Genomic DNA, 21440 nt, shown 5'->3' with positions numbered 1-21440 from the left:
GAACCACCGTAGGTTTTTGCCAGAACGGTAGTGATTGCAGCGGTCAGCGTTGTTTTACCATGGTCAACGTGGCCGATAGTACCGACGTTAACGTGCGGTTTTGTACGTTCAAACTTTTCTTTAGACATCGATTGTCCCTCTAAGACACGGATAAATCGGTGATATCACCACATCAACCAGGCGAAATGCCTGAACTGTTGAATACATTTAAATTGAAACAGAGAGAAACGGGAGGGAGAAGTGAAGTGGTGCTGATACCCAGAGTCGAACTGGGGACCTCACCCTTACCAAGGGTGCGCTCTACCAACTGAGCCATATCAGCACGTATTGGAGCGGGCAGCGGGAATCGAACCCGCATCATCAGCTTGGAAGGCTGAGGTAATAGCCATTATACGATGCCCGCATCCTGAAACTCGGCTACCCAGTTCTTTCTGTAACAAAAAAAGAGATTTCTCTCTTTTTAAGTTCGAGCTGGTTAATTTTTTCAACCAACTCCGGCGGCGTTAACGCTGCCAGAAAGTGGTGGTGGGGGAAGGATTCGAACCTTCGAAGTCTGTGACGGCAGATTTACAGTCTGCTCCCTTTGGCCGCTCGGGAACCCCACCGGACTTGATGGTGCCGACTACCGGAATCGAACTGGTGACCTACTGATTACAAGTCAGTTGCTCTACCTACTGAGCTAAGTCGGCATCAAGTAGCGCGCATTCTATGGAGACATGGGCAGTCATGCAACTAAAAATTTGCATAAATTGTTCTTTCGCTCACATTTTGTGCGAGAAGAGAGAATAACGCTGTATTTTCAGGCAAGCACGCGCAAATATTCACCATATACTGCCGTGAAAGGGGCCCAAACCCGGTCTGTGACGATTCCCGCTTAACGTAACATGGAGCCATATTTTTTCTTATTATTCGGCTCATCTGGTGTTACCCTCCTGCCCATTGTCCAAAATTAACTATTATGTGATGCGCCATACCCCGCATGGCTAGCCTCTGTTGTGGGATGAGACGCCTCACTCAAGCATGCTTATGAGCAAAAAAGAGCAAATGTTAATGACGCCTTATCTCCAGTTTAGCCGCAGCCAGTGGGCTGCTCTGCGTGATTCCGTCCCGATGACCTTAACGGAAGGCGAAATCGCACGGTTAAAAGGGATAAACGAAGACCTGTCGCTTGAAGAAGTCGCCGAAATTTATTTGCCTCTGTCGCGTTTGCTGAATTTCTATATCAGTTCCAACCTTCGTCGACAGGCCGTCCTGGAGCAGTTCCTCGGGACTAACGGGCAGCGCATTCCTTATATCATCAGTATCGCCGGCAGCGTGGCCGTGGGTAAAAGCACCACCGCGCGCGTGCTGCAGGCGCTGCTGAGCCGCTGGCCGGAGCATCGCAGCGTTGAGCTGATCACCACCGACGGCTTCCTGCACCCCAACGAAGTGTTAAAAGAACGCGGCCTGATGAAGAAGAAAGGCTTCCCGCTCTCTTATGATATGCATCGTCTGGTGAAATTCGTTTCAGATTTGAAATCCGGCGCGCCGAACGTTACGGCTCCGGTCTATTCGCATCTGATCTACGACCGCATCCCGGACGGGGACAAAACGGTGGTGCAGCCGGACATTCTGATTCTGGAAGGGTTGAATGTTCTGCAAAGCGGGATGGACTACCCTCATGACCCACATCATGTCTTTGTCTCTGACTTTGTCGACTTCTCTATTTATGTCGATGCCCCGGAAGACTTATTGCAAAACTGGTACATCAACCGCTTCCTGAAGTTCCGCGAAGGGGCGTTCACCGATCCTGACTCTTATTTCCACAACTACGCCCAGCTCTCAAAAGAAGAGGCTGTTAATGTGGCGACCGCACTGTGGAATGAGATCAACTACGTGAACCTGAAAGAGAACATTCTCCCGACGCGTGAGCGCGCCAGCCTGATCCTCACCAAAAGTGAAAAGCACGCTGTCGACCAGATCCGATTACGAAAATAGTGTCGCGCATCCAATAAAAAACCGGCGAATTCGCCGGTTTTTTTTATGACTTAAGCCTGAGGCTTCTCGCCGTTTTCGTCCTGGTCGACCGCAAAGCAGGCCACCAGTTGTCCGCCGTAGTCTTTTAACTGCGGTTGCAGCTGGGTGCACGGCCCAAAGCGACGACGGCAGCGTGCGTTGAAGGCACAACCCGGCGGCGGATTAAGCGGGCTTGGCAGCTCGCCGGTCAGCTTAATACGCTCCCGACGTTCATCCGGGTTCAGACGCGGAGTCGCAGAGAGCAACGCCTGCGTATACGGATGGCGCGGGTTATTAAAGATCTGATCCTTGGTTCCCTTCTCCACGCAGCGGCCCAGATACATCACCATCACTTCATCCGCAATGTGTTCCACCACCGACAGGTCGTGAGAGATGAAGACGTACGACAGACCTAAATCCTGCTGCAGATCCATCATCAGGTTCAGCACCTGCGCACGAACGGATACGTCCAGCGCGGAGACCGGTTCATCGGCGATCACCACGTCCGGGTCGAGCATCAGACCACGGGCAATAGCGATACGCTGACGCTGGCCGCCGGAGAACATATGCGGATAGCGATCGTAGTGCTCGGTCTTGAGCCCCACCTTGGCCATCATCGCCAGCGCCTTCTCGCGACGCTGCTCTTTGCTCAGCGTAGAGTTGATCTGCAGTGGCTCCTCCAGAATCTGCCCCACCTTTTTACGCGGGTTCAGCGAACCATACGGGTTCTGGAACACAATCTGGATTTTCTGGCGACGCAGTTTCTGCGCGTTAGGATCGTGCTTGAGCAGATCCTGCCCCTGATAGTAAAGCTCGCCCCCGGTCGGGGTTTCAATCATGGTCAGCAGACGGCCCAGCGTGGATTTCCCACAGCCGGACTCCCCCACCACCGCCAGCGTTTTACCGCGCTCGAGGGTAAAGGAGACGCCATCCAGCGCTTTCACCAGGCGCTCAGGGGCAAACATCCCCTTCTTCACCGGATAGTGTTTTTTCAGATCGATAGCCTGCAACAGCGGCTGTTGCATGGTGGCCTCTTGCGTACTCATAGTGTGGGCCTCCCGGCATCATCGAGTGGGTAGTGACATTTAGACTGACGACCGTCGCTGAGCGTATAGAGATCCGGCTCATCGGTGCGGCATTTGTCCGTGGCATACGGGCAACGCGGGTTCAGCAGACAGCCGGTCGGGCGGTCGTATTTCCCCGGTACCACGCCCGGCAGTGACGCCAGACGCGCCTTATCCTGGGCAAACTCCGGCAAGGCACGCAGCAGCGCCTGAGTATAAGGATGACGCGGCGCGCGGAAGATATCGTGCGAACTGCCGGTTTCCACTACTTGCCCGGCATACATCACGATGATTTTATGCGCCGCTTCGGCCACTAACGCCAGGTCATGGGTGATCAGGATCAGCGCCATGTTCTCTTTCTGCTGTAACTCCAGCAGCAGCTCGATGATCTGTGCCTGAATGGTCACGTCCAGCGCGGTTGTCGGTTCATCGGCAATCAGCAGTTTTGGACGGCAGGCGATCGCCATGGCGATCATCACACGCTGGCTCATCCCGCCGGAGAGCTGGTGCGGATAGACATCCAGACGCGAGGCCGGGTCAGGAATACCCACCTGGTTCAGCAGGTCGATCGCCCGCTGGCGACGGGTTTTCTTGTTACCGCCCTGATGCACCTTGATCGCTTCCATGATCTGGAAACCGACGGTGTAGCACGGGTTAAGGCTGGTCATCGGGTCCTGGAAGATCATCGCCACTTCGGCGCCGACCAGGTTGCGGCGCTCTTTTTCAGAAATGCGCTTCAGATCCTGACCGTTAAATTCCAGGTTTTCCGCCATCACGCGGCCGGGAAAATCAATCAGTCCCATGATAGCCAGTGAGCTCACCGACTTACCGGAACCAGACTCACCTACAATGCCGACCACTTCACCCTGATTTACGCTGTAGCTAACACGGTCTACGGCGCGAAACTCGGAGCCTACGTCACCGAAGTGCACCGATAATTTATCTACATTTAATAACGCCATCTCGTGCCTCTTACTGCTTCAGTTTGGGATCAAGTGCATCACGCAGACCGTCACCCATCAGGTTAAATGCCAGCACCGTCAGCAGGATCGCCAGACCCGGGAAGGTCACGACCCACCAGGCGCTTTGCGCGAACTGCAACACGTCGGAGAGCATGGTGCCCCACTCCGGTGTTGGCGGCTGCGCACCCATGCCAAGGAAGCCAAGAGCGGCCATATCGAGAATGGCGTTAGAGAAACCGAGCGACGCCTGGACAATCAGCGGCGCAAGGCAGTTAGGAAGAATGTTGACGAACATCTGACGCATCGCACCGGCACCCGCCACGCGAGAGGCGGTGACGTAGTCGCGGTTCACTTCCACCAGCACCGCCGCACGGGTTAATCGCACGTAGTGTGGGAGCGCAACGAACGTCAGGGCGAGCGCGGCGTTGCCGATTGACGGGCCGAAGATCGCCACCAGCACCAGCGCCAGCAGCAGGCTTGGCAGGGCCAGCATGATGTCGACGATACGCATAATGGTGTTATCAATCAGGCCGCCAAAGTAACCGGCGATCAGGCCCAGCACCACGCCGAGGATCAGCGAGAGTACCACCACCAGACAGCCAACCAGCAGTGACAAACGTGCACCGTACATCAGACGGGAGAGCACGTCGCGGCCCACGTCATCGGTCCCCAGCAGGTGGGCAAATGTTCCACCCTCCTGCCAGGCTGGCGGGGCCAGCAGCACGTCGCGGAACTGATCCGCCGGGTTATACGGCGCCAGCACGTTCGCAAACACCGCAATCAGGATCATGATGGAAACGTAAACCAGCCCCACCACTGCGCCTTTGTTGCGCTTGAAGTAGTGCCAGAACTCCTGCAGCGGCGTCATTGGCACCGGTGCAGCTTTATTTGCAGTAACTTGTGACATGATGGCCCCTTACTTCTTATGACGAATACGCGGGTTCACCACGCCGTACAGCAAATCGACCAGCAGGTTAACGAGGATAATCATCGTCGCCACCAGCAGCACACCGCCCTGCACAACCGGATAGTCACGGCGCTGCAGTGCGTCAATCAGCCAGCGACCCAGGCCCGGCCAGGAGAAAATAGTTTCGGTCAGGATCGCCCCTGCCAGCAGCGTACCCACCTGCAGGCCGATAACCGTTACCACCGGCAGCATGGCGTTACGCAGCGCATGGACGATAATCACGCGCATGCGGGTCAGCCCTTTGGCGCGGGCCGTCCGGATGTAGTCCTCGCCCAGCACTTCCAGCATCGACGAACGGGTCATACGCACGATAACCGCCAGCGGGATTGTCCCGAGCACCATCGCAGGCAGGATCATGTGCGCCAGCGCATCAATAAAGTTGCCCTCTTCGCCCCAGATAGCCGTGTCGATCAGCATAAAGCCGGTCAGCGGGTTGGTGTCATCAAGGAAGACCATATCGCTGACGCGCCCTGAGACCGGAGTCAGGTTCAACTGCACCGATACCAGCATGATCAGCATCATGCCCCACCAGAAGATAGGCATGGAGTAACCGGTCAGCGCCAGGCCAACGGCGGTGTGATCGAAGATAGAGCCACGTTTTACCGCAGCCAGCACGCCCACCGGGATACCCACGGCGACGGCAAAAATCATGGCGCAGACACCGAGTTCCAGCGTCGCTTTAAATCGTGGTACGAACTCTTCCCACACCGGAAGACGGCTTTTCAGCGAGATACCTAAATCACCATGCATCACACCCCAGATATAGTGGAGATACTGCTGCCACATCGGCTTATCCAGCCCCAGTTCGGCCAACAGCTGTGCATGACGTTCAGGAGAAATGCCACGCTCGCCCGCCATAATCATTACCGGGTCACCGGGGATCATATGGACAAAAGCGAAGGTGAGAAGGGTGATACCGATAAACGTGGGGATAACAAGTCCCAGACGTCGGAGGATGAACTGCAACATAACCCGGATTCTCTCTAATGACGCTCGCCGGAAGGCGTGACGTCTGTATTGCTCACAAATCTTATTCCCTCCCCTTTCAGAGAGGGAATAAAGCACTGCTGCCGGGTGGCGCTACGCTTACCCGGCCTACATGCCGTAGGCCAGTGCAAGCGCGGCGCCGCCTGGCGTTGCTTTTAATTATTCAACAGAGACGTTTTCGAAGTGGTGTTTACCCAGTGGGTCAACCACGTAGCCTTTAACTTCTTTACGCACTGGCTCATATACGGTGGAGTGAGCCACGATCAGCGCCGGAGCCTGGTCATGCATCACAACCTGAGCCTGTTTGTACAGCTCGATACGCTTGTTGTGATCTTCTGCAGCACGTGCCGGCTGAATCAGGTCTTCAAACGGCTTGTAGCACCAGCGAGAGTAGTTAGAACCGTCTTTCGCCGCGGCGCAGCTGAACAGGGTTGCGAAGAAGTTATCCGGATCCCCGTTGTCACCGGTCCAGCCCATCATCACAGCCTGGTGTTCACCGGCTTTAGCACGCTTCAGGTACTCGCCCCACTCGTAGGTCACGATCTTGGCCTGGACGCCGATCTTAGCCCAGTCAGCCTGAACCATCTCGGCCATACGGCGAGCGTTCGGGTTGTATGGACGCTGAACTGGCATTGCCCACAGCTCAACAGTGAAGCCTTTATCCTGGCCTGCTTCTTTCAGCAGCGCTTTCGCTTTCTCAACGTCATAGGTGTAATCCTTAACGTCGTCGTTATAGCCCCACATGGTTGGTGGGATCAGGTTCTTGGCAGCAACGCCAGCGCCCTGGTAAACGGCTTTAATGATCGCTTCTTTGTTCACCGCGTAGGTCAGCGCCTGACGCACTTTCACGTCATCAAACGGTTTCTTCTCGGTGTTGAAGGAGAGATAGCCAACGTTCAGACCCGCCTGCTCCAGCAGGTTGATGTTTTTGTCCTGCTTCATGCGCGCGATGTCAGCCGGGTTCGGGTACGGCATAACCTGGCATTCGTTCTTCTGCAGCTTGGCGTAACGCACGGAGGCGTCAGGCGTGATGGAGAAGACCAGACGGTCGATCTGCGGCTTGGTGCCCCAGTAGCCTTCGAACGCTTTGTACAGGATGCGGGAGTCTTTCTGGTACTGCAGCAGTTGGAACGGACCGGTACCGATTGGGTTCAGGTCAACTTTTTCCGGGGTGCCGGCTTTCAGCATGTTGTCCGCATACTCTTTAGAGAGAATAGAGGCGAAGTCCATGGCCAGGTCAGCCAGGAATGGCGCTTCCGGACGGGTCAGCACGAACTGAACGGTTTTGTCGTCCACTTTTTTGATTTCGCTGATCAGATCCGGCAGACCCATACCTTCGAAGTACTCATAGCTGCCGCCGGAGACTTTGTGGTACGGGTTCTGGGCATTTTTCTGGCGGTCGAAGGAGAACACCACGTCGTCTGCATTCAGATCGCGCGTAGGTTTGAATTCTTTGCTGTCCTGCCACTTCACGCCCTGGCGCAGGTGGAAGGTATAGGTTTTGCCGTCTTCGCTGACTTCCCACTTCTCTGCCAGACCCGGAATAACTTCCGTGGTACCGGTTTTGAATTCAACCAGACGGTTATAGATAGGTACAGAGCTTGCATCGTACGTTGTACCAGAGGTAAAGAGCTGTGGGTTAAAGCCTTCCGGCGAGCCTTCAGAACAGTAGACCAGGGTTTTTGCCTGTACGCTTGCTGCGACAGTCATGGCTACCAGGCTCAGACCAAGCTTCAGCATCCCTGACTTCTTCAAGGAAATACTCATTGTTATTCTGCTCCAATGTGATGTTTTTTGTTGTGTTACTCCGCCTGACCTTTAATTTGTTTTTTACCCGGTCCGGTCGGTGCTGCCCTAAGGCGTTATAAGGGATGGAGATTCCTTTCAGAAGAGCGACTGAGTTGCAGCGCAGATCCTCCCTGAATTGCCCCTCGTGCCCTACAATCTGTCAACAGAATGTGAAAACGTCAATACAGGTGACGGGGATTTACGCTAAGTGTGAGAATCGGCAAACAAAGATTAAAAAAACTACCGGGGCGTATTTTCAGCAGGGAAATTTATGCTACCCGCCATGATGCAGCACAACTCTCTGCGCATTCTCCTACAACCAGTGATTAACATTTATTCAACCCGCGTAAATTTTCTTACAGAATGGCGATTATCTGCGCACTAAATGCCGTGAACGTTAAAACGCACAGGGGAAAATGCTGAGGTTATGTATAAGCAACGCGAAAAAAGATCATTCCATATATAAAAAAATACAATGGAATATGTCACAAAAACGTTAGCAGGCAGGGGGAACGAGAGGTTGGCCGCATTTTAGTAAGTCTGGAAGGATAAGGCTTTAATGCGACAGATTTCTGCGGATGCTAAATGCGAAAAACCCCGCTCAAAGAGCGGGGTTTTCAAATGTGGTCGGCGAGAGAGGATAACTCGTCACTTCGTGACTCGCCCTTCGGGCCGTTGCTGAAGCAACGTTCTCTCGCTTCGCTCGAGTCGAACCTCCTGCCCCGGAGGTCCTCATCCTCATAACTTTCAGATGAAAAAAACCCCTGCTCAAAGAGCAGGGGTTTCGAATGTGGTCGGCGAGAGAGGATTCGAACCTCCGACCCACTGGTCCCAAACCAGTTGCGCTACCAAGCTGCGCTACTCGCCGAATGCGGAGCGCATCTTACTGCTACGCTGCAACCCCGTCAATCCCTTATTCTGAAAAAGCCATTCGATCGGCTATAAAGTCGCCAGGCCCGTTACTTCGCGGCTTTCGCAGCGCTGTCCGGCACTTTACACCAGTTGTTATTCTCGTTAATCCCACCGTCTGGCGAGGTATAACCGAGGCAACCGAGAATGGTGTCATACAGCTCCACATGACGACGCGCCACTTTCATATCCGCCTGCTCTTTGAGGTGGGCAAACATTTTGGCTTTCTCCGGGTTCTCCAGATACTTGTCAGACATCCACACCATCATCGGGACGCGGAACTGCTCCGGCGGCGCCATCTTGCGCGGCGTACCGTGCAGGTGCTCTTTCTCGTTAATCGACTCACCGTGATCGGCGGCGTAGAAGACAATGGCTTTCTTATCACGCACCTGGTCAATCACGCTGTCGATAAAGTGATCCACATAGGTCACCGAGTTGTCATAGGAGTTGATCAGCTGCTGTTTGCTGCAGTCTTTATCCACGCCCTTACACTCCGGCGTCCATTTCGCAAAGCTGCGCGGATAACGCTGGGTATAGTTAAAGTGCGACCCTTTGGTATGCAGGATGATCATATGCTTACCGTCCTGGTTGCCCTGCAGGGAGCGCTGCATCTCGTCGATCAGCAGCATATCGTCCACGCTCTTACCGCGGTTACGCGGCTCAGCGCCAATCTGCTCACGATAGGCAATGTTGTTGGCCATGGTGTTGCTGTAGAACCACATCTCGCTTTGCATCGCGTAGAGGTCGGAGCTAAAGCCCAGCTGGCGCAGCACCGCGAAGACATTCTGCTCTTTCAACGTACGCTGTGGATTATCGCTTGCCCCACCCTCACGCACGAACATGCAGCGCAGCGAGAGCTTGGTCGCGGTATCGCAGGAGTAACCGCGGAAGGCGACGAGGTTTTTCTCCTGCGCCAGCTTCGGTGTGGTATCCCGCTCATAGCCCAGCATACCCATATGATCCCAGCGCGTGGTTTCACCAATAATGAAGATCACATAGGTGTCATCAATATCCGCAGGCGCCTGATAGGTAAATTTCTTCGCCGGGTTCATCAGCGATTTGTTGTCGGACGATTCGTCCACCTGCGCCCAGGCGTATAACCCCAGCGCGGAGATCCAGTTGGACGGCAGATAGGAGTTCGCCACCACGCCGCCGTAGCTCGGCATATCCACGCCGGAGGTACGTTCAACGTTCTTCTGCTGTAAATCCAGCAGGCGGATAGGTCCCCAGACCATCAGTCCCGCCAGGACGACCACCGCGGCGCTTCTGATACGCTGTCCCGGGGTACGCAGCTGGCGCAACAGCGTATAGCGGCAGCGGTTGTTCCAGATAAGCAGCAGCGGCAGGATGCTGACGCAAACCAGCCAGAGAACAAAGTGGATACCGACCACCTCTTTCGAGAGGTCAATATCCGTGGTCATCACCGAGGCAATAATGCCGTAGCCGATCACCACGTTCATAAAAGTCATGTAATAGCTGGCACCCGCCGAGCACAGCACCACCAGCGTGGCGAGAACGCGCCATATCCGGCGGCCAAACAGCGACAGCAAACGCAGTAAAAAGAAGGTGACCAGCACAGTGGCAACCAGTTCAACGACCGCAGCGATTCCTTTCCAGGCGGTAAAGTCTTGCGCATAACCGTCAAACCGACGGAAAAAAACCGCGCCATTCATAAACAGACCGATGTACAACGCGAGCAAAAAGCTGAGCTTTTGTTGCGTCATCGCTTTGATATATTTCATTAATGCAACCTGGAAAAAGATAATGTAGAGCCGTCTCACTCTTGGTTAAAAAGTGAACAACATATTTCATTGCCTGGGAGTACGTTATAGGAAACGTCTGTAAGCGCGGTAAGTAGACCACAGGGAAAAGAAAAAGTGGCAGCAGAGAATGTGATCCCTGCAAATATTTACAAAAAAACAAGTCCGATGACATACCACCGGCCTGTTTTTTACAGAGTGCAGCGAAAAAAAAGGCCGGAATATCCGGCCCTTAGAGGGGTTTTACTCAGGCATGCGCTTGTTTAAATATTTCGCGCTGCGGCTGGCGAATCGTAGTGGAAAGCGCCAGAGAAAGGATAAGCAGGGCGAATATTACGCAGAAGGTCACATAGAAGCCGCCGAACAGCGAAGCAATAAGCGAACCGCAAATACTGCCGATACCAAAGCCTAAATAAATAACGCCGTAGTTTTTCGCCAGGTTATTAAGGCCGAAGAACTCACTTACCAGCGACGGGAAGACGGTGATGGTGCCGCCGAAGTTAAACGCGACGCAGGCAATAGCCGCAAAGAAGGTCACTTCGTTGAGCGGGGCGAAAAGCAGTGCCGCCATCCCCACCAGCGAAACCACCTGGCCGATAGTAATGACGCGGATACGGGCAATTTTATCAGACAAGATCCCCAGCACCAGGCGACCAGAGAGGTTGGCGATAGAGATAATGGTTACCGCGTTGGCCGCAGTTGCCGCGTCCAGTTTTACCATCCCCTGGGCGATATCTTTCGCCACGCCAATCACATACAGACCACTCATGCAGGCGGTCAGGAACATCACTGCCAGCATCCAGTACTGCGGCTTACGCATTGACTGGGCCAGCGTAAAGTCGTTCTCGACCACACCGTTAACGGATTTCACTTCCTGCTGCGGGGCATCTTTCATCAGGGTGGCACCGAACAGGATCATCACCAGCACGATGGCGCCCCAGATCATAAAGGTCTTTTCAAGGCCGACGGTGGCGAGCAAATGGCTGTCGATAAATTTGAAGCCCAGGCTGCCAAGACCGTAAGAACCAATGGCAAAGGCGGAGATCAGCCCTTTACGTTCCGGGAACCATTTCACACAGTTCGACAGGGTTAACAGATAGCCCGCGCCATCCGCCAGCCCCACCAGCACCCCGGCGCTCAGCCACAGCATCATCAGATTGCTGGAGTGCGCGGTCAGGAAGAAGCCAACCCCCAGTAAAATCCCGGAGGCCATGGTGACGCGCTTAACGCCGAAGCGTTCCTGTAATTTACCGGCAACGGACGAGGAGAGCGCCAGGCCCAGGCTCAGCAAGCCAAAGGAGAAAGCCACCTGGCTGACCGGTGCATCGAGTTTATCGGAGAGGGCACTGTTAAACAGGCTCCAGGTGTAGACCGACCCCAGCGCAAACTGGGTCACGATGGTGCCGATAAGGGTCAGCCAGCGGGTGCGGTTGTAAGATGATGTGTTCATGGCAGTTGTCCTGCAGCAGAAGAAAGGGAAATTCACTGCTGACAACGATAACTAAAACCCCAACTTACCAGGGGTAAAACGGCATGAAATGCAGAGGGCGTGGAATGAAATGCCGAAAATCAGGAATGAATGACCTGGACTGCCGTCTGAACCGCACCGGAGAAGGCTTACTTCCGGTGCTGCACAGGTCACTTATGCGCTTAATTCAGAACCTGGCGCTAACGCCGAGAGTATAAAGATAATCTTCGCCGGTGGTCATGTTTTCGGCCTGCGACATAGAAGCATAGGCCGCCATATAGGGGTTGATCAGCATATCTGCCCCGACGGTGACATCCATCCAGTTACCATATTGCGTGGACGGCGCCAGGCGTCCCAGGCCGGACTGCATTTTCCACTGATTATCGCCGAACTGCTGGTTATAGCTGATTTGCGCCCAGGGTCGCAGATCGCCCACGCGCGTATCAACGCGCCAGCCGAGCGTACTGACGCTGGCATGCCATAGCGGATCGATTAGCGACTGCGTGTTCACGCTATCGCCAAACTCGTTGTACATATTGGGCGTGGAGCCGTCATAGTGCCAGGCGGCAACCGGTCCGGTGGTAAAACGGCGGGCCACGGGAATACTCCAGCCCACGCTCATGGAGCTGGTCGCTTCCACGGGCGATTCATCAGGCAAATTCAGCGCTAAACCGGACGTATTCTGCGAAGAGAGAATTCGCTCTTTGAGAATGTCCTCATAACGCGGTTGGTGATCGTCGTCCCATGTATAACGCTCAGTGGTATTACTTTTCGTATCCGAAACGATATATTCCTGTTGCCAGGCGTTTGCTGTGTTGCCTGTCAGCAGACAGGCGAGGAAACTCACCAGACCGGTAACGGCATGGCGGCCACTTATTTTTTTTATAATCATCAAAGCGACTCCAGAGAAGAGCCGAATTCGGCGATATTTGTGATTGTGTAATTGAGGCCTGGTTGCGACATGAGGGATGTTGCGTATCAGCCTGTATTAACTATTGTCTCTTTAGATGACACGTCAAGCCGGGTCGATTGAAATTTTTGTCATTTCAGTAGCAAAAGGGAGAGAACCGATGCAACGTTGTGGCTGGGTTAGCCAGGATCCGCTTTATATCGCCTATCACGATAAAGAGTGGGGAGTGCCGGAAACTGACGGAAAACATTTATTCGAGATGATCTGTCTTGAGGGCCAGCAGGCCGGTTTATCCTGGATCACCGTGCTTAAAAAGCGGGAAAATTATCGTCAGGCCTTTCACCAGTTCGATCCGGTTCTGGTCGCCGGAATGACAACTGCCGATGTCGACAGGTTAGTGCTGGATGCGGGCATTATTCGCCACCGGGGTAAAATCGAAGCCATTATCGGCAACGCCCGGGCTTATCTGGCGATGGAAGAGAACGGCGAGCGGTTCTCCGATTTTGTCTGGTCCTTTGTTGATAACACCCCGCAGGTGACCCGGGCGGCAACCCTGGCGGAGATCCCCACCTCAACGCCCGCCTCGGACGCCCTCTCTAAGGCGCTGAAAAAACGCGGCTTCAAGTTCGTTGGCACCACCATCTGTTACTCCTTTATGCAGGCCTGCGGGCTGGTCAACGATCACGTCACCACCTGCCACTGCTACCCGGGAGGTCATACATGATCCGCAAATGGCTCAGCGACGACGTCGAGCCCCTGCTGACGCTCTGGCTGGAGAGCACCACCGTCGCCCATCCGTTTATCGATGCGCAGTACTGGGTAGAGAGCGAGGAGGTGGTGCGGGAAGTTTACCTGCCTTCGGCCGAGACATGGGTATGGGAAGAGGAAGGCGCGCTTCGCGGGTTTATCAGCGTGATGGAGTCGAAGTTCATCGGGGCGCTGTTTGTCGATCCCGCCTGGGCCGGCAAGGGCATCGGGCATGCGCTGATAAACCATGTTCAGCAGCGCTACCCGTATTTAAGCCTCGAGGTCTACCAGAAGAACAATCGGGCGGTGAATTTCTATCATGCTCAGGGCTTTCGCATCGAAGACAGCGCCTGGCAGGAAGATACCCAGCACCCGACCTGGCTTATGAGCTGGCAGGCGGATCAAACGCCGTCAGCGTAAGCGTCGGCCCCTGGTATTTTTCCAGCCACGCCAGCGCGGTATTCCCCGCGCAGCCGTTCCCCAGCTTCGAGCTGGGGAGATCTTTGGTCAGCACGTTGACCGCTCCGTTCTTACAAATCCCGTCGTTATCAGGATCCAGATCCGGCCATGCCCCCTGGTGAATGCAGATCACCCCCGGTTTGATGCCTTCGCTGACCACCGCCCCTGCCAGCACCTGGCCGCGATGGTTCCAGACGCGTACCACGTCGCCGTCGGCAATGCCGCGCGCCTTCGCGTCATCCGGGTGCAGCGTCACCGGCTCGCGCCCGGCCACCGCGTACTGCTCGCGCAGGGAAGAGTAGTTAAGCTGGCTGTGCAGACGGTGCGCCGGGTGGGCAGAAAGAATTTGCAGTTGCCCCGGCTCGGCGTTGCCATGCCACTCGTCCGGCTCCAGCCACATCGGGTGAGGCGGACAGTCGGCGTAGCCGAAGCCGGCAATGCGATCTGAATAAATCACGAGTTTGCCGCTCTCGGTTTTAAGCGGATGGCTTTCAGGATCGCGACGGAAATCAGCGAAGCGCACGAATTTCGCGTTGTCCTCGGATTCCGGCATTTCGACGATGGCATTGGCTTCCCAGAATTCGGCAAAGGGCGCTAAAGTCACGCCCTGGGCCGCGCCGCGCTGCCCGGCAATCTCATAAAACGTCTCCAGCCACTCCAGATCGGTTTTGCCTTCGGTGAAACGCTCGCCGCCGCCCTGCTCCCAGCGCTCGCTCAGCTCGGCAAACACATCAAGATCGTCACGCGCCTCATCGCGCGGGGCCACAACCCGCTTCATCGGCACCATATGCTGGTTGCTGTAGTCGCCGGTCATGGTCATGTCGTTGCGTTCAAACGAGGTGGTGGCCGGCAGCACGATATCGGCATGCTTCGCCGCCGCCGTCCAGAAGCACTCGGAGATGACCACCAGCTCCGGTTTTTGCCAGGCGCGGATCAGGCGGTTGGTGTCCTGATGGTGAGTAAAGTTGGCGCCGCCCGCCCACCAGACAAAGCGAATATCCGGGAAATGGCGATCCAGACCGTTGTGCTGATAAAAACCGCCGGGATTTTCCAGGGCTTCAACAATACGGGCGACCGGGAATTTATCCACCGCGTCGGTACCGCCCTTGACCGAACCCTGCATCGAGGCCAGCACCGCCGCGCGACGCGTCGGGTTACCGCCGTTGGCAAAGTGATACGAAAGCCCAAAGCCGCCGCCGGGCGTACCAATCTGGCCGAGCATTGCCGCAAGCGTAACCAGCATCCAGTGTTTCTGCTCGCCAAACTGCTGGCGCTGCATGCCCCAGCCGGACATCAGCATCGTGGTGTTATGGTGGAACAACGCCGCCAGTTCACGAATTTTATCGGCTGGAACGCCGCAAATGTCGGCAGCCCATTCGGCGGTTTTGGCGATACCGTCTGTCGCACCGGTCAGGTAGTCGGCAAACTTTTCATAGCCGGAAGTGCAGCGCGCCAGGAAGGCTTCATCCTGCCAGCCGTTTTCCACCAGCGTATGGGCGATGCCGAGCATCAGTGCCACATCGGTACCCATGTGCGGGGCGATCCACTCGGCGCTGTCGCCAAAGAAATCCATGGTTTCGGAGCGCATCGGATCGATGCAGATCAGGCGCTTGCCGCTTTTACGCAGCGCGTCAAAGTAAGGTATTCCCTGCTCGTCGCTGGCGTTCCACGCGATCTTGAGGGTATTAAGCGGGTTAGCGCTCCACAGCACCACCACCTCAGAGTGCTCCAGCACCAGCGGCCAGCTGGTCTGCTGCTGATAGACTTCGTTGCCGCCCACCACATACGGCATGATGGCCTGCGCCGCGCCGGTTGAGTAATCCCCCAGATGGCCGGTATAGCCGCCCGCCAGGCTCATATAGCGCTGAAGCAGGGTGGCCGCTTTGTGCAGCACGCCGTTGGAGCGCCAGCCGTAGGAACCAGCGAAAATGGACGATGGACCATAGCTCTGGCGAATGCGTTTATGCTGCGCATCGATAAGCGTCAGCGCCTCGTCCCAGCTGACGCGCACGAATTCATCCTGTCCGCGCACCCCCTGTGGATTATCCGGCGAGGCGAGAAAGCCTTTACGCACCATTGGCCAGCGCACGCGTGTTTTGCTGTGCACCTGGTCGCGCACCGCGGTCTGCAGGGAATTGGGATGCTTTGTCGGCAACGCGCCACGGGAAGAGAGCACCCTGTCGCCGTCGGTTTCGACCAGCATGGGCCCCCAGTGGGCTGCAGTCAGAATGGTTTTTGTTGAAGTGGTCACAGCGTGTGCTCCTGGATTGCCGGTTGCAGGTTTTCTCAGCCTTCATTGAGACTGTTTATGATTTGACACAAATTTAAGAGTTATCCCCGGAATTTTCTCCGTAACTGGACGTCATAATCAACCGCCACGCCCGTCGTGGCAAAGAATAAAAAAGCTTAAGGAAAGAAGATGAAAAAAAGCGCACTTATGATTGCCGCCGTAGTGAGCGGCGCCCTGGTTGTTTCAGGCTGCACCACCAACCCTTACACCGGCGAACGCGAAGCGGGTAAATCAGGCATTGGCGCAGGCATCGGTTCCCTGGTGGGCGCAGGTGTTGGCGCGCTCTCCTCCTCGAAGAAAGATCGCGGCAAAGGTGCCCTGATTGGTGCCGCAGCAGGCGCAGCGCTGGGCGGCGGCGCGGGTTATTACATGGACGTGCAGGAAGCGAAGCTGCGCGACAAAATGCAGGGTACCGGCGTAAGCGTGACCCGTAGTGGCGATAACATCATTCTGAACATGCCAAACAACGTCACCTTCGACAGCAGCAGCGCAACGCTGAAACCGGCGGGTGCCAACACCCTGACCGGCGTGGCGATGGTGCTGAAAGAGTACGAAAAAACCGCGGTGAACGTGCTGGGCTATACCGACAGCACCGGCAGCCAGGATCTGAACATGCGTCTCTCCCAGCAGCGTGCTGACGCGGTGGCCAGCTCGCTCATCACCCAGGGCGTGGCGGTGAACCGCATTCGCACCAGCGGCATGGGCCCGGCGAATCCGATCGCCAGCAACAGCACGGCGGAAGGCAAAGCGCAGAACCGCCGCGTTGAGATCACTTTAAGTCCGGTGCAGTAGGTAAAAGCAAAACGGCAACCTGTTTGCCGTTTTTAGTGTTTGCGCCCTCTCCCCGTGGGAGAGGGTCGGGGTGAGGGCATCAGGCCGCACAAACCCCAGGCCCGGTAAGCGTAGCGCCACCGGGCATTTTCGCGCTAAGGTATGCTCAACCAAGGCAAGGAAACAGCGATGAGCAAATCAACACGGCCCACCATCAGCGACGTAGCGAAAGCCGCGAAAACCGGTAAAACCAGCATCTCCCGTTACCTCAACGGCGAAAAAAACCTGCTTTCCGACGCGCTGCTGGCCCGCATTGAACAGGCTATCGCCGACCTCGACTATCGCCCTAGCCTGATGGCCCGGGGCCTGAAGCGTGGCCGTACCCGCCTGATCGGGCTTATCATCGCCGACATTACCAATCCCTACTCTGTTAACGTCCTCAGCGGCATCGAAGCCGCCTGCCGGGAAAAAGGCTTCACCCCGCTGGTATGTAACACCAACAACGAGCTCGACCAGGAGCTACACTACCTCGATCTGCTGCGCAGCTATCAGGTTGAGGGCATCGTGGTTAACGCCGTGGGAATGCGCGAAGAGGGGCTGAACCGCCTGCAACAGTCCGCCCTGCCGATGGTGCTGATTGACCGCAAAATCCCGGACTTCGCCTGCGATGTGGTCGGGCTGGATAATACTCAGGCCGCGACCACCGCTACCGAACACCTGATAGAACAAGGCTTTGAAGCGATTCTGTTCCTGAGCGAGCCGCTGGGAATGGTCAATACCCGCCGCGAACGCCTGAGCGCATTTCGCGCCACCCTCGCCCGCTATGCTGGCGTGGTCGCCGAGAACGTTGAAATCCCGCTCCATGAAGCCGAACGGCTGGATAACGCCCTGCGTGAGTTCCATACCCGCCATCGCGGGATGCGCAAGGCGGTCATCTCCGCCAACGGCGCATTGACGCTGCAGGTTGCCCGCTCGCTCAAGCGCATTGGCCTGCACTGGGGCAGCGATATCGGTCTGCTGGGCTTTGACGAGCTGGAGTGGGCCGAGCTGGCCGGGGTCGGCATTACCACCCTCAAACAGCCTACCTGGCAGATCGGCTTCGCCGCCGTCGAGCAGGTCGTGCGCCGGATCAACGGTGCCGATGATGCCGTCCGCGAGCAGGTCTTTTCCGGGGAGCTGATCGTCCGCGGCTCCACGGCCCGTTAAATCCCCTTCGTGATGGCGATCATAAATCCAGCATACTGAACTTTTCTTTGGAACCGGTTCCATCTAGCGTAAAGAGTATCAGCTACGTGATGGAGTCCGCCGATGGGCAGAAAAATTATTGTCGTCACCGCCGCCTATGGCGCTGACAAGGTACGTGAAGCAGGGGGCCAGCGCGCCATGCTGCACGTGATCGCCGGGGCAGGCGCCGACGGCGTCGAGATCCGCCGGGAGTTATTCAGCGATGCCGAGCTGGCATCCTTACCCACGCTTGCGGGATCCATTGAACTGCTCGGCCTGCTGGCCTGCTATTCCGCCCCGGATGCCCTGTTTACCCAGGATGGCGTTCTCAACCCGATGCTGCCCCGCTACCTTGCCGAAGCCGCGACGCTCAACGCCCTGTGGCTGAAAGTCTCCCTTGGTAACTTCAGCGACAAGCAGCAGCTTGACGCGCTTCGTGCCCTGCTGGATGAGACCGGCATGACGCTGGTGGTAGAAAACGACCAGACCCGTTGCGGCCAGCTGGCGCCGATGCAGCGCTTCAAAGCGGCCTGCCGGGTGATGAATCTCCCGGTCACGCTGACATTTGATATGGGCAACTGGCTGTGGGTGGGCGAATCCCCGGAAGAGGCCGCGAAGCATCTGGCTCCTGCGGTGAGCTATATCCACGTTAAGGCCGCCGTCCCGCATAAGCAGCAGTATCGCGCCGTGCCGCCGGACAACAACAGCGCCCGCTGGCAGGCCCTGCTGGAGCAGCTCCCCGCCGATGTGCCGCGTGGGATCGAGTTTCCTCTTGAAGGGCCAGACCTGACGGCTGTCACCCGTCACTACGTCAATTTGCTGCGTGAGGAGTAACGCGATGCCGAATGCTCTGGATGTGATCACCATTGGTGAAGCTATGGCCATGTTTGTGGCGACCAACACCGGCGACTTAAGCGAAGTCGACCACTTTATGAAGCGCGTTGCGGGTGCGGAACTGAACGTTGCCACCGGGCTGGCGCGCCTTGGCCTGAAGGTAGGCTGGGTGAGCCGCGTCGGCAATGACAGCTTCGGCCAGTTCGTGCTCGACACCCTGAAAAAAGAGGGTATCGACACCGCAGGCGTGACCCTGGATGGACGTTACCCCACCGGTTTTCAGTTGAAATCGAAAGTCACGGATGGAACCGATCCCACTGTGGAGTATTTCCGCAAAGGCTCTGCTGCCAGCCATCTGTCAGTGGAAGATTTCAATCCGATCTGGTTTACCGCGGCAAGGCATCTGCACCTGAGCGGCGTGGCGGCGGCGTTGTCCACCAGCTCTTACGCCCTGCTCGATCGCGCGGCGGGAGCGATGAAAGCTGCGGGCAAAACCATCTCATTCGATCCGAACCTGCGTCCGGTGCTGTGGAAGAGCGAAGCGGAAATGGTGGAGAAGCTCAACCACCTCGCCTTCCAGGCCGACTGGGTGTTACCCGGACTGAAAGAGGGCTTCATCCTGACCGGGGAAAAAACCCCGGAAGGGATCGCTGATTTTTATCTGAACAAGGGCGTGAAAGCCGTGATCCTGAAAACCGGGGCCGACGGAGCCTGGTATAAAACCGCCGACGGCGAGCAGGGTGCGGTGGCGGCGGTGAAGGTCGAGAACGTTGTCGATACCGTCGGCGCGGGTGACGGCTTTGCGGTGGGCGTGGTCAGCGCTCTGCTGGAAGGCAAAACGCTGCATCAGGCCGTGACGCGCGGCAATGTTATTGGTTCGCTGGCGATTCAGGTTCAGGGCGACAGCGAAGGATTACCCACCCGGGAACAGTTAGGGGAATAAATCCCCGCAACATAATTAAGCCACCCTGTACCCTACAGACAGCGGCGGTCATTTCCTCAACCACAGAGGCAAGCCTATGAACAGTGCAACAAACGCAGTAAAACGCTGGTGGTACATCATGCCCGTCGTGTTTATCACGTACAGCCTGGCGTACCTTGATCGTGCGAACTTCAGCTTCGCGTCTGCCGCAGGCATTACGGAAGACCTGGGGATCACCAAAGGCGTCTCCTCGCTGCTGGGCGCCCTCTTCTTCCTCGGTTACTTCTTTTTCCAGATCCCCGGCGCAATCTATGCCGAACGCCGCAGCGTGCGCAAACTGATCTTCATCTGCCTGATCCTCTGGGGTGCCTGTGCGTCACTCACCGGGGTGGTGAATAACATCCCGGCGCTGGCGGCCATTCGCTTTATTCTCGGCGTGGTGGAAGCGGCGGTAATGCCGGCGATGCTGATCTACATCAGCAACTGGTTTACCAAATCCGAACGCTCGCGTGCCAATACTTTCCTTATTCTCGGCAACCCGGTCACGGTACTGTGGATGTCGGTGGTCTCCGGGTATCTGATCCAGTCCTTCGGCTGGCGCGAGATGTTCATTATTGAAGGCGTTCCGGCGGTGATCTGGGCTTTCTGCTGGTGGGTGCTGGTCAAAGACAAACCGGCCCAGGCCAAATGGCTTTCGGAAGATGAAAAAGCGGCCCTGCAGGCGCAGCTGGATAAAGAGCAGCAGGGTCTGAAAGCGGTACGTAACTACGGCGAAGCCTTCCGCTCCCGCAACGTGGTGCTGCTGTGCATGCAGTACTTCACCTGGAGCATCGGGGTTTACGGTTTTGTGCTGTGGCTGCCGTCCATCATCCGTAGCGCGGGCGATAACCTCGGCATGGTCGAGGTGGGCTGGCTCTCTTCCGTGCCGTATCTGGCGGCAACCATCGCCATGATTGTGGTCTCCTGGGCGTCGGATAAACTGCAAAACCGCAAGCTCTTCGTCTGGCCGCTGCTGCTGATTGCTGCCTGTGCCTTTATTGGTTCCTGGGCGGTGGGCGCAAACCACTTCTGGATCTCTTACACCCTGCTGGTGATCGCCGGTGCCGCCATGTATGCCCCGTACGGTCCGTTCTTTGCCATCATTCCGGAAATGCTGCCGCGTAACGTGGCGGGTGGCGCAATGGCGCTGATCAACAGCATGGGTGCGCTGGGTTCATTCTTTGGTTCATGGTTCGTGGGGTATCTGAACGGTGTGACCGGCGGCCCGTCGGCCTCGTACATCTTTATGGGGGTGGCGCTTTTTGCCTCAGTGTGGCTTACTTTGATTGTTAAGCCTGCTAATAATCAAAACATTCCCGTCGGCGCACGCCACGCCTGAACCCT

At 56.4% G+C, this 21440-nt stretch carries 18 protein-coding genes, 5 tRNA genes and 1 other RNA gene; 8 read left to right on the top strand and 16 right to left on the bottom strand.

What is annotated here, in order from left to right:
- The 5 genes from FFB58_RS20565 to FFB58_RS20545 form a co-directional block, all read right to left on the bottom strand.
- On the bottom strand, nt 1-128 hold a 128-nt coding region (locus tag FFB58_RS20565), incomplete at its 3' end, for a GTP-binding protein (RefSeq protein ID WP_016197641.1).
- 118 nt (nt 129-246) lie between these two features.
- Nucleotides 247-322: transfer RNA gene (locus FFB58_RS20560), tRNA-Thr, on the bottom strand.
- A gap of 6 nt (nt 323-328) precedes the next feature.
- Nucleotides 329-403: transfer RNA gene (locus tag FFB58_RS20555), tRNA-Gly, on the bottom strand.
- 117 nt (nt 404-520) lie between these two features.
- Nucleotides 521-605, bottom strand: a tRNA-Tyr gene (locus tag FFB58_RS20550).
- An 8-nt stretch (nt 606-613) separates the two neighbouring features.
- A tRNA-Thr gene (locus FFB58_RS20545) sits at nt 614-689 on the bottom strand.
- A 337-nt stretch (nt 690-1026) separates the two neighbouring features.
- Between FFB58_RS20545 and coaA the strand changes: the two genes are divergently transcribed.
- Complete coding sequence (gene coaA, locus FFB58_RS20540) at nt 1027-1977, top strand: type I pantothenate kinase (RefSeq protein ID WP_138370866.1); 951 nt, start codon at nt 1027-1029, stop codon at nt 1975-1977.
- 50 nt (nt 1978-2027) lie between these two features.
- Here coaA and dppF read toward each other — a convergent pair whose 3' ends face one another.
- The 10 genes from dppF to FFB58_RS20485 all read right to left on the bottom strand — a co-directional run bounded on the left by dppF (nt 2028) and on the right by FFB58_RS20485 (nt 12792).
- Nucleotides 2028-3041, bottom strand: coding sequence for a dipeptide ABC transporter ATP-binding subunit DppF (gene dppF, locus FFB58_RS20535; protein WP_039031125.1), 1014 nt, complete (start codon nt 3039-3041; stop codon nt 2028-2030).
- A complete protein-coding gene (gene dppD / locus FFB58_RS20530; protein ID WP_039031126.1) occupies nt 3038-4021 on the bottom strand; it encodes a dipeptide ABC transporter ATP-binding protein in 984 nt (327 codons plus the stop codon). The genes dppF and dppD overlap by 4 nt, the downstream gene beginning before the upstream one ends.
- Before the next feature lie 10 nt (nt 4022-4031).
- Nucleotides 4032-4928, bottom strand: a complete 897-nt coding sequence (gene dppC, locus FFB58_RS20525) for a dipeptide ABC transporter permease DppC (protein WP_039031127.1) — start codon at nt 4926-4928, stop codon at nt 4032-4034.
- A 9-nt stretch (nt 4929-4937) separates the two neighbouring features.
- Nucleotides 4938-5957, bottom strand: a complete 1020-nt coding sequence (gene dppB / locus FFB58_RS20520; protein ID WP_039031128.1) for a dipeptide ABC transporter permease DppB — start codon at nt 5955-5957, stop codon at nt 4938-4940.
- Between the two features lie 177 nt (nt 5958-6134).
- Nucleotides 6135-7742: a dipeptide ABC transporter periplasmic-binding protein DppA gene (gene dppA / locus FFB58_RS20510; RefSeq protein ID WP_039031129.1), complete on the bottom strand. Its 1608-nt coding sequence runs from the start codon at nt 7740-7742 to the stop codon at nt 6135-6137.
- A 645-nt stretch (nt 7743-8387) separates the two neighbouring features.
- A non-coding RNA gene (locus FFB58_RS20505) (RtT sRNA) lies at nt 8388-8519 on the bottom strand.
- Between the two features lie 35 nt (nt 8520-8554).
- A tRNA-Pro gene (locus FFB58_RS20500) sits at nt 8555-8631 on the bottom strand.
- 91 nt (nt 8632-8722) lie between these two features.
- On the bottom strand, nt 8723-10414 hold the full coding sequence (gene eptB, locus FFB58_RS20495) for a kdo(2)-lipid A phosphoethanolamine 7''-transferase (RefSeq protein WP_039031130.1): 1692 nt from the start codon (nt 10412-10414) through the stop codon (nt 8723-8725).
- A gap of 265 nt (nt 10415-10679) precedes the next feature.
- On the bottom strand, nt 10680-11882 hold the full coding sequence (locus FFB58_RS20490; RefSeq protein ID WP_039031131.1) for an MFS transporter: 1203 nt from the start codon (nt 11880-11882) through the stop codon (nt 10680-10682).
- 205 nt (nt 11883-12087) lie between these two features.
- Nucleotides 12088-12792 (bottom strand): autotransporter domain-containing protein, encoded by a 705-nt coding sequence (locus FFB58_RS20485; protein ID WP_039031132.1) that lies wholly within the window; start codon nt 12790-12792, stop codon nt 12088-12090.
- Nucleotides 12793-12970: 178 nt separating this feature from the next.
- Here FFB58_RS20485 and tag point away from each other — a divergent pair, with 178 nt between their 5' ends.
- Entirely contained in the window at nt 12971-13534 is a 564-nt protein-coding gene (gene tag, locus FFB58_RS20480) for a DNA-3-methyladenine glycosylase I (RefSeq protein ID WP_138370865.1), read from the top strand.
- A complete protein-coding gene (locus FFB58_RS20475) occupies nt 13531-13977 on the top strand; it encodes an N-acetyltransferase (RefSeq protein ID WP_039031134.1) in 447 nt (148 codons plus the stop codon). The genes tag and FFB58_RS20475 overlap by 4 nt, the downstream gene beginning before the upstream one ends.
- On the opposite strand, the gene FFB58_RS20470 is transcribed toward FFB58_RS20475, so the two are convergent.
- Entirely contained in the window at nt 13940-16219 is a 2280-nt protein-coding gene (locus tag FFB58_RS20470) for a molybdopterin guanine dinucleotide-containing S/N-oxide reductase (RefSeq protein WP_286172806.1), read from the bottom strand. The genes FFB58_RS20475 and FFB58_RS20470 overlap by 38 nt on opposite strands.
- 216 nt (nt 16220-16435) lie before the next feature.
- Between FFB58_RS20470 and FFB58_RS20465 the strand changes: the two genes are divergently transcribed.
- From FFB58_RS20465 to FFB58_RS20445, 5 genes are all read left to right on the top strand, one after another.
- Nucleotides 16436-17098 carry an OmpA family lipoprotein gene (locus FFB58_RS20465; protein ID WP_039031136.1) on the top strand — a complete coding sequence of 221 codons (663 nt, stop codon included), beginning with the start codon at nt 16436-16438 and terminating at the stop codon, nt 17096-17098.
- 168 nt (nt 17099-17266) lie between these two features.
- Nucleotides 17267-18283 carry a LacI family DNA-binding transcriptional regulator gene (locus FFB58_RS20460; protein ID WP_039031137.1) on the top strand — a complete coding sequence of 339 codons (1017 nt, stop codon included), beginning with the start codon at nt 17267-17269 and terminating at the stop codon, nt 18281-18283.
- 102 nt (nt 18284-18385) lie between these two features.
- Nucleotides 18386-19135, top strand: a complete 750-nt coding sequence (locus FFB58_RS20455; protein WP_138370863.1) for a sugar phosphate isomerase/epimerase — start codon at nt 18386-18388, stop codon at nt 19133-19135.
- A gap of 4 nt (nt 19136-19139) precedes the next feature.
- Nucleotides 19140-20078: a sugar kinase gene (locus FFB58_RS20450; RefSeq protein WP_039031139.1), complete on the top strand. Its 939-nt coding sequence runs from the start codon at nt 19140-19142 to the stop codon at nt 20076-20078.
- Nucleotides 20079-20154: 76 nt separating this feature from the next.
- The gene (locus tag FFB58_RS20445) at nt 20155-21435 is read left to right on the top strand and encodes an MFS transporter (protein WP_039031140.1); all 1281 of its coding nucleotides are present in this window, start codon (nt 20155-20157) and stop codon (nt 21433-21435) included.
- The last annotated feature ends 5 nt before the right edge of the window (nt 21436-21440 follow it).

This window comes from Enterobacter sp. MF024 (assembly GCF_005843915.1).
GTDB lineage: Bacteria > Pseudomonadota > Gammaproteobacteria > Enterobacterales > Enterobacteriaceae > Enterobacter > Enterobacter barmai.
Note: the sequence above shows the minus strand (reverse complement) of the source record. Positions and strands in the feature narration are given on the sequence as shown.

Bases quoted from the DNA above. Each gene is read 5' to 3' on its own strand.
- coaA (WP_138370866.1), top strand. From the start codon at position 1,027: ATGAGCAAAAAAGAGCAAATGTTAATGACGCCTTATCTCCAGTTTAGC.
- dppF (WP_039031125.1), bottom strand. From the start codon at position 3,041: ATGAGTACGCAAGAGGCCACCATGCAACAGCCGCTGTTGCAGGCTATC.
- dppD (WP_039031126.1), bottom strand. From the start codon at position 4,021: ATGGCGTTATTAAATGTAGATAAATTATCGGTGCACTTCGGTGACGTA.
- dppC (WP_039031127.1), bottom strand. From the start codon at position 4,928: ATGTCACAAGTTACTGCAAATAAAGCTGCACCGGTGCCAATGACGCCG.
- dppB (WP_039031128.1), bottom strand. From the start codon at position 5,957: ATGTTGCAGTTCATCCTCCGACGTCTGGGACTTGTTATCCCCACGTTT.
- dppA (WP_039031129.1), bottom strand. From the start codon at position 7,742: ATGAGTATTTCCTTGAAGAAGTCAGGGATGCTGAAGCTTGGTCTGAGC.
- eptB (WP_039031130.1), bottom strand. From the start codon at position 10,414: ATGAAATATATCAAAGCGATGACGCAACAAAAGCTCAGCTTTTTGCTC.
- FFB58_RS20490 (WP_039031131.1), bottom strand. From the start codon at position 11,882: ATGAACACATCATCTTACAACCGCACCCGCTGGCTGACCCTTATCGGC.
- FFB58_RS20485 (WP_039031132.1), bottom strand. From the start codon at position 12,792: ATGATTATAAAAAAAATAAGTGGCCGCCATGCCGTTACCGGTCTGGTG.
- tag (WP_138370865.1), top strand. From the start codon at position 12,971: ATGCAACGTTGTGGCTGGGTTAGCCAGGATCCGCTTTATATCGCCTAT.
- FFB58_RS20475 (WP_039031134.1), top strand. From the start codon at position 13,531: ATGATCCGCAAATGGCTCAGCGACGACGTCGAGCCCCTGCTGACGCTC.
- FFB58_RS20470 (WP_286172806.1), bottom strand. From the start codon at position 16,219: ATGCTGGTCGAAACCGACGGCGACAGGGTGCTCTCTTCCCGTGGCGCG.
- FFB58_RS20465 (WP_039031136.1), top strand. From the start codon at position 16,436: ATGAAAAAAAGCGCACTTATGATTGCCGCCGTAGTGAGCGGCGCCCTG.
- FFB58_RS20460 (WP_039031137.1), top strand. From the start codon at position 17,267: ATGAGCAAATCAACACGGCCCACCATCAGCGACGTAGCGAAAGCCGCG.
- FFB58_RS20455 (WP_138370863.1), top strand. From the start codon at position 18,386: ATGGGCAGAAAAATTATTGTCGTCACCGCCGCCTATGGCGCTGACAAG.
- FFB58_RS20450 (WP_039031139.1), top strand. From the start codon at position 19,140: ATGCCGAATGCTCTGGATGTGATCACCATTGGTGAAGCTATGGCCATG.
- FFB58_RS20445 (WP_039031140.1), top strand. From the start codon at position 20,155: ATGAACAGTGCAACAAACGCAGTAAAACGCTGGTGGTACATCATGCCC.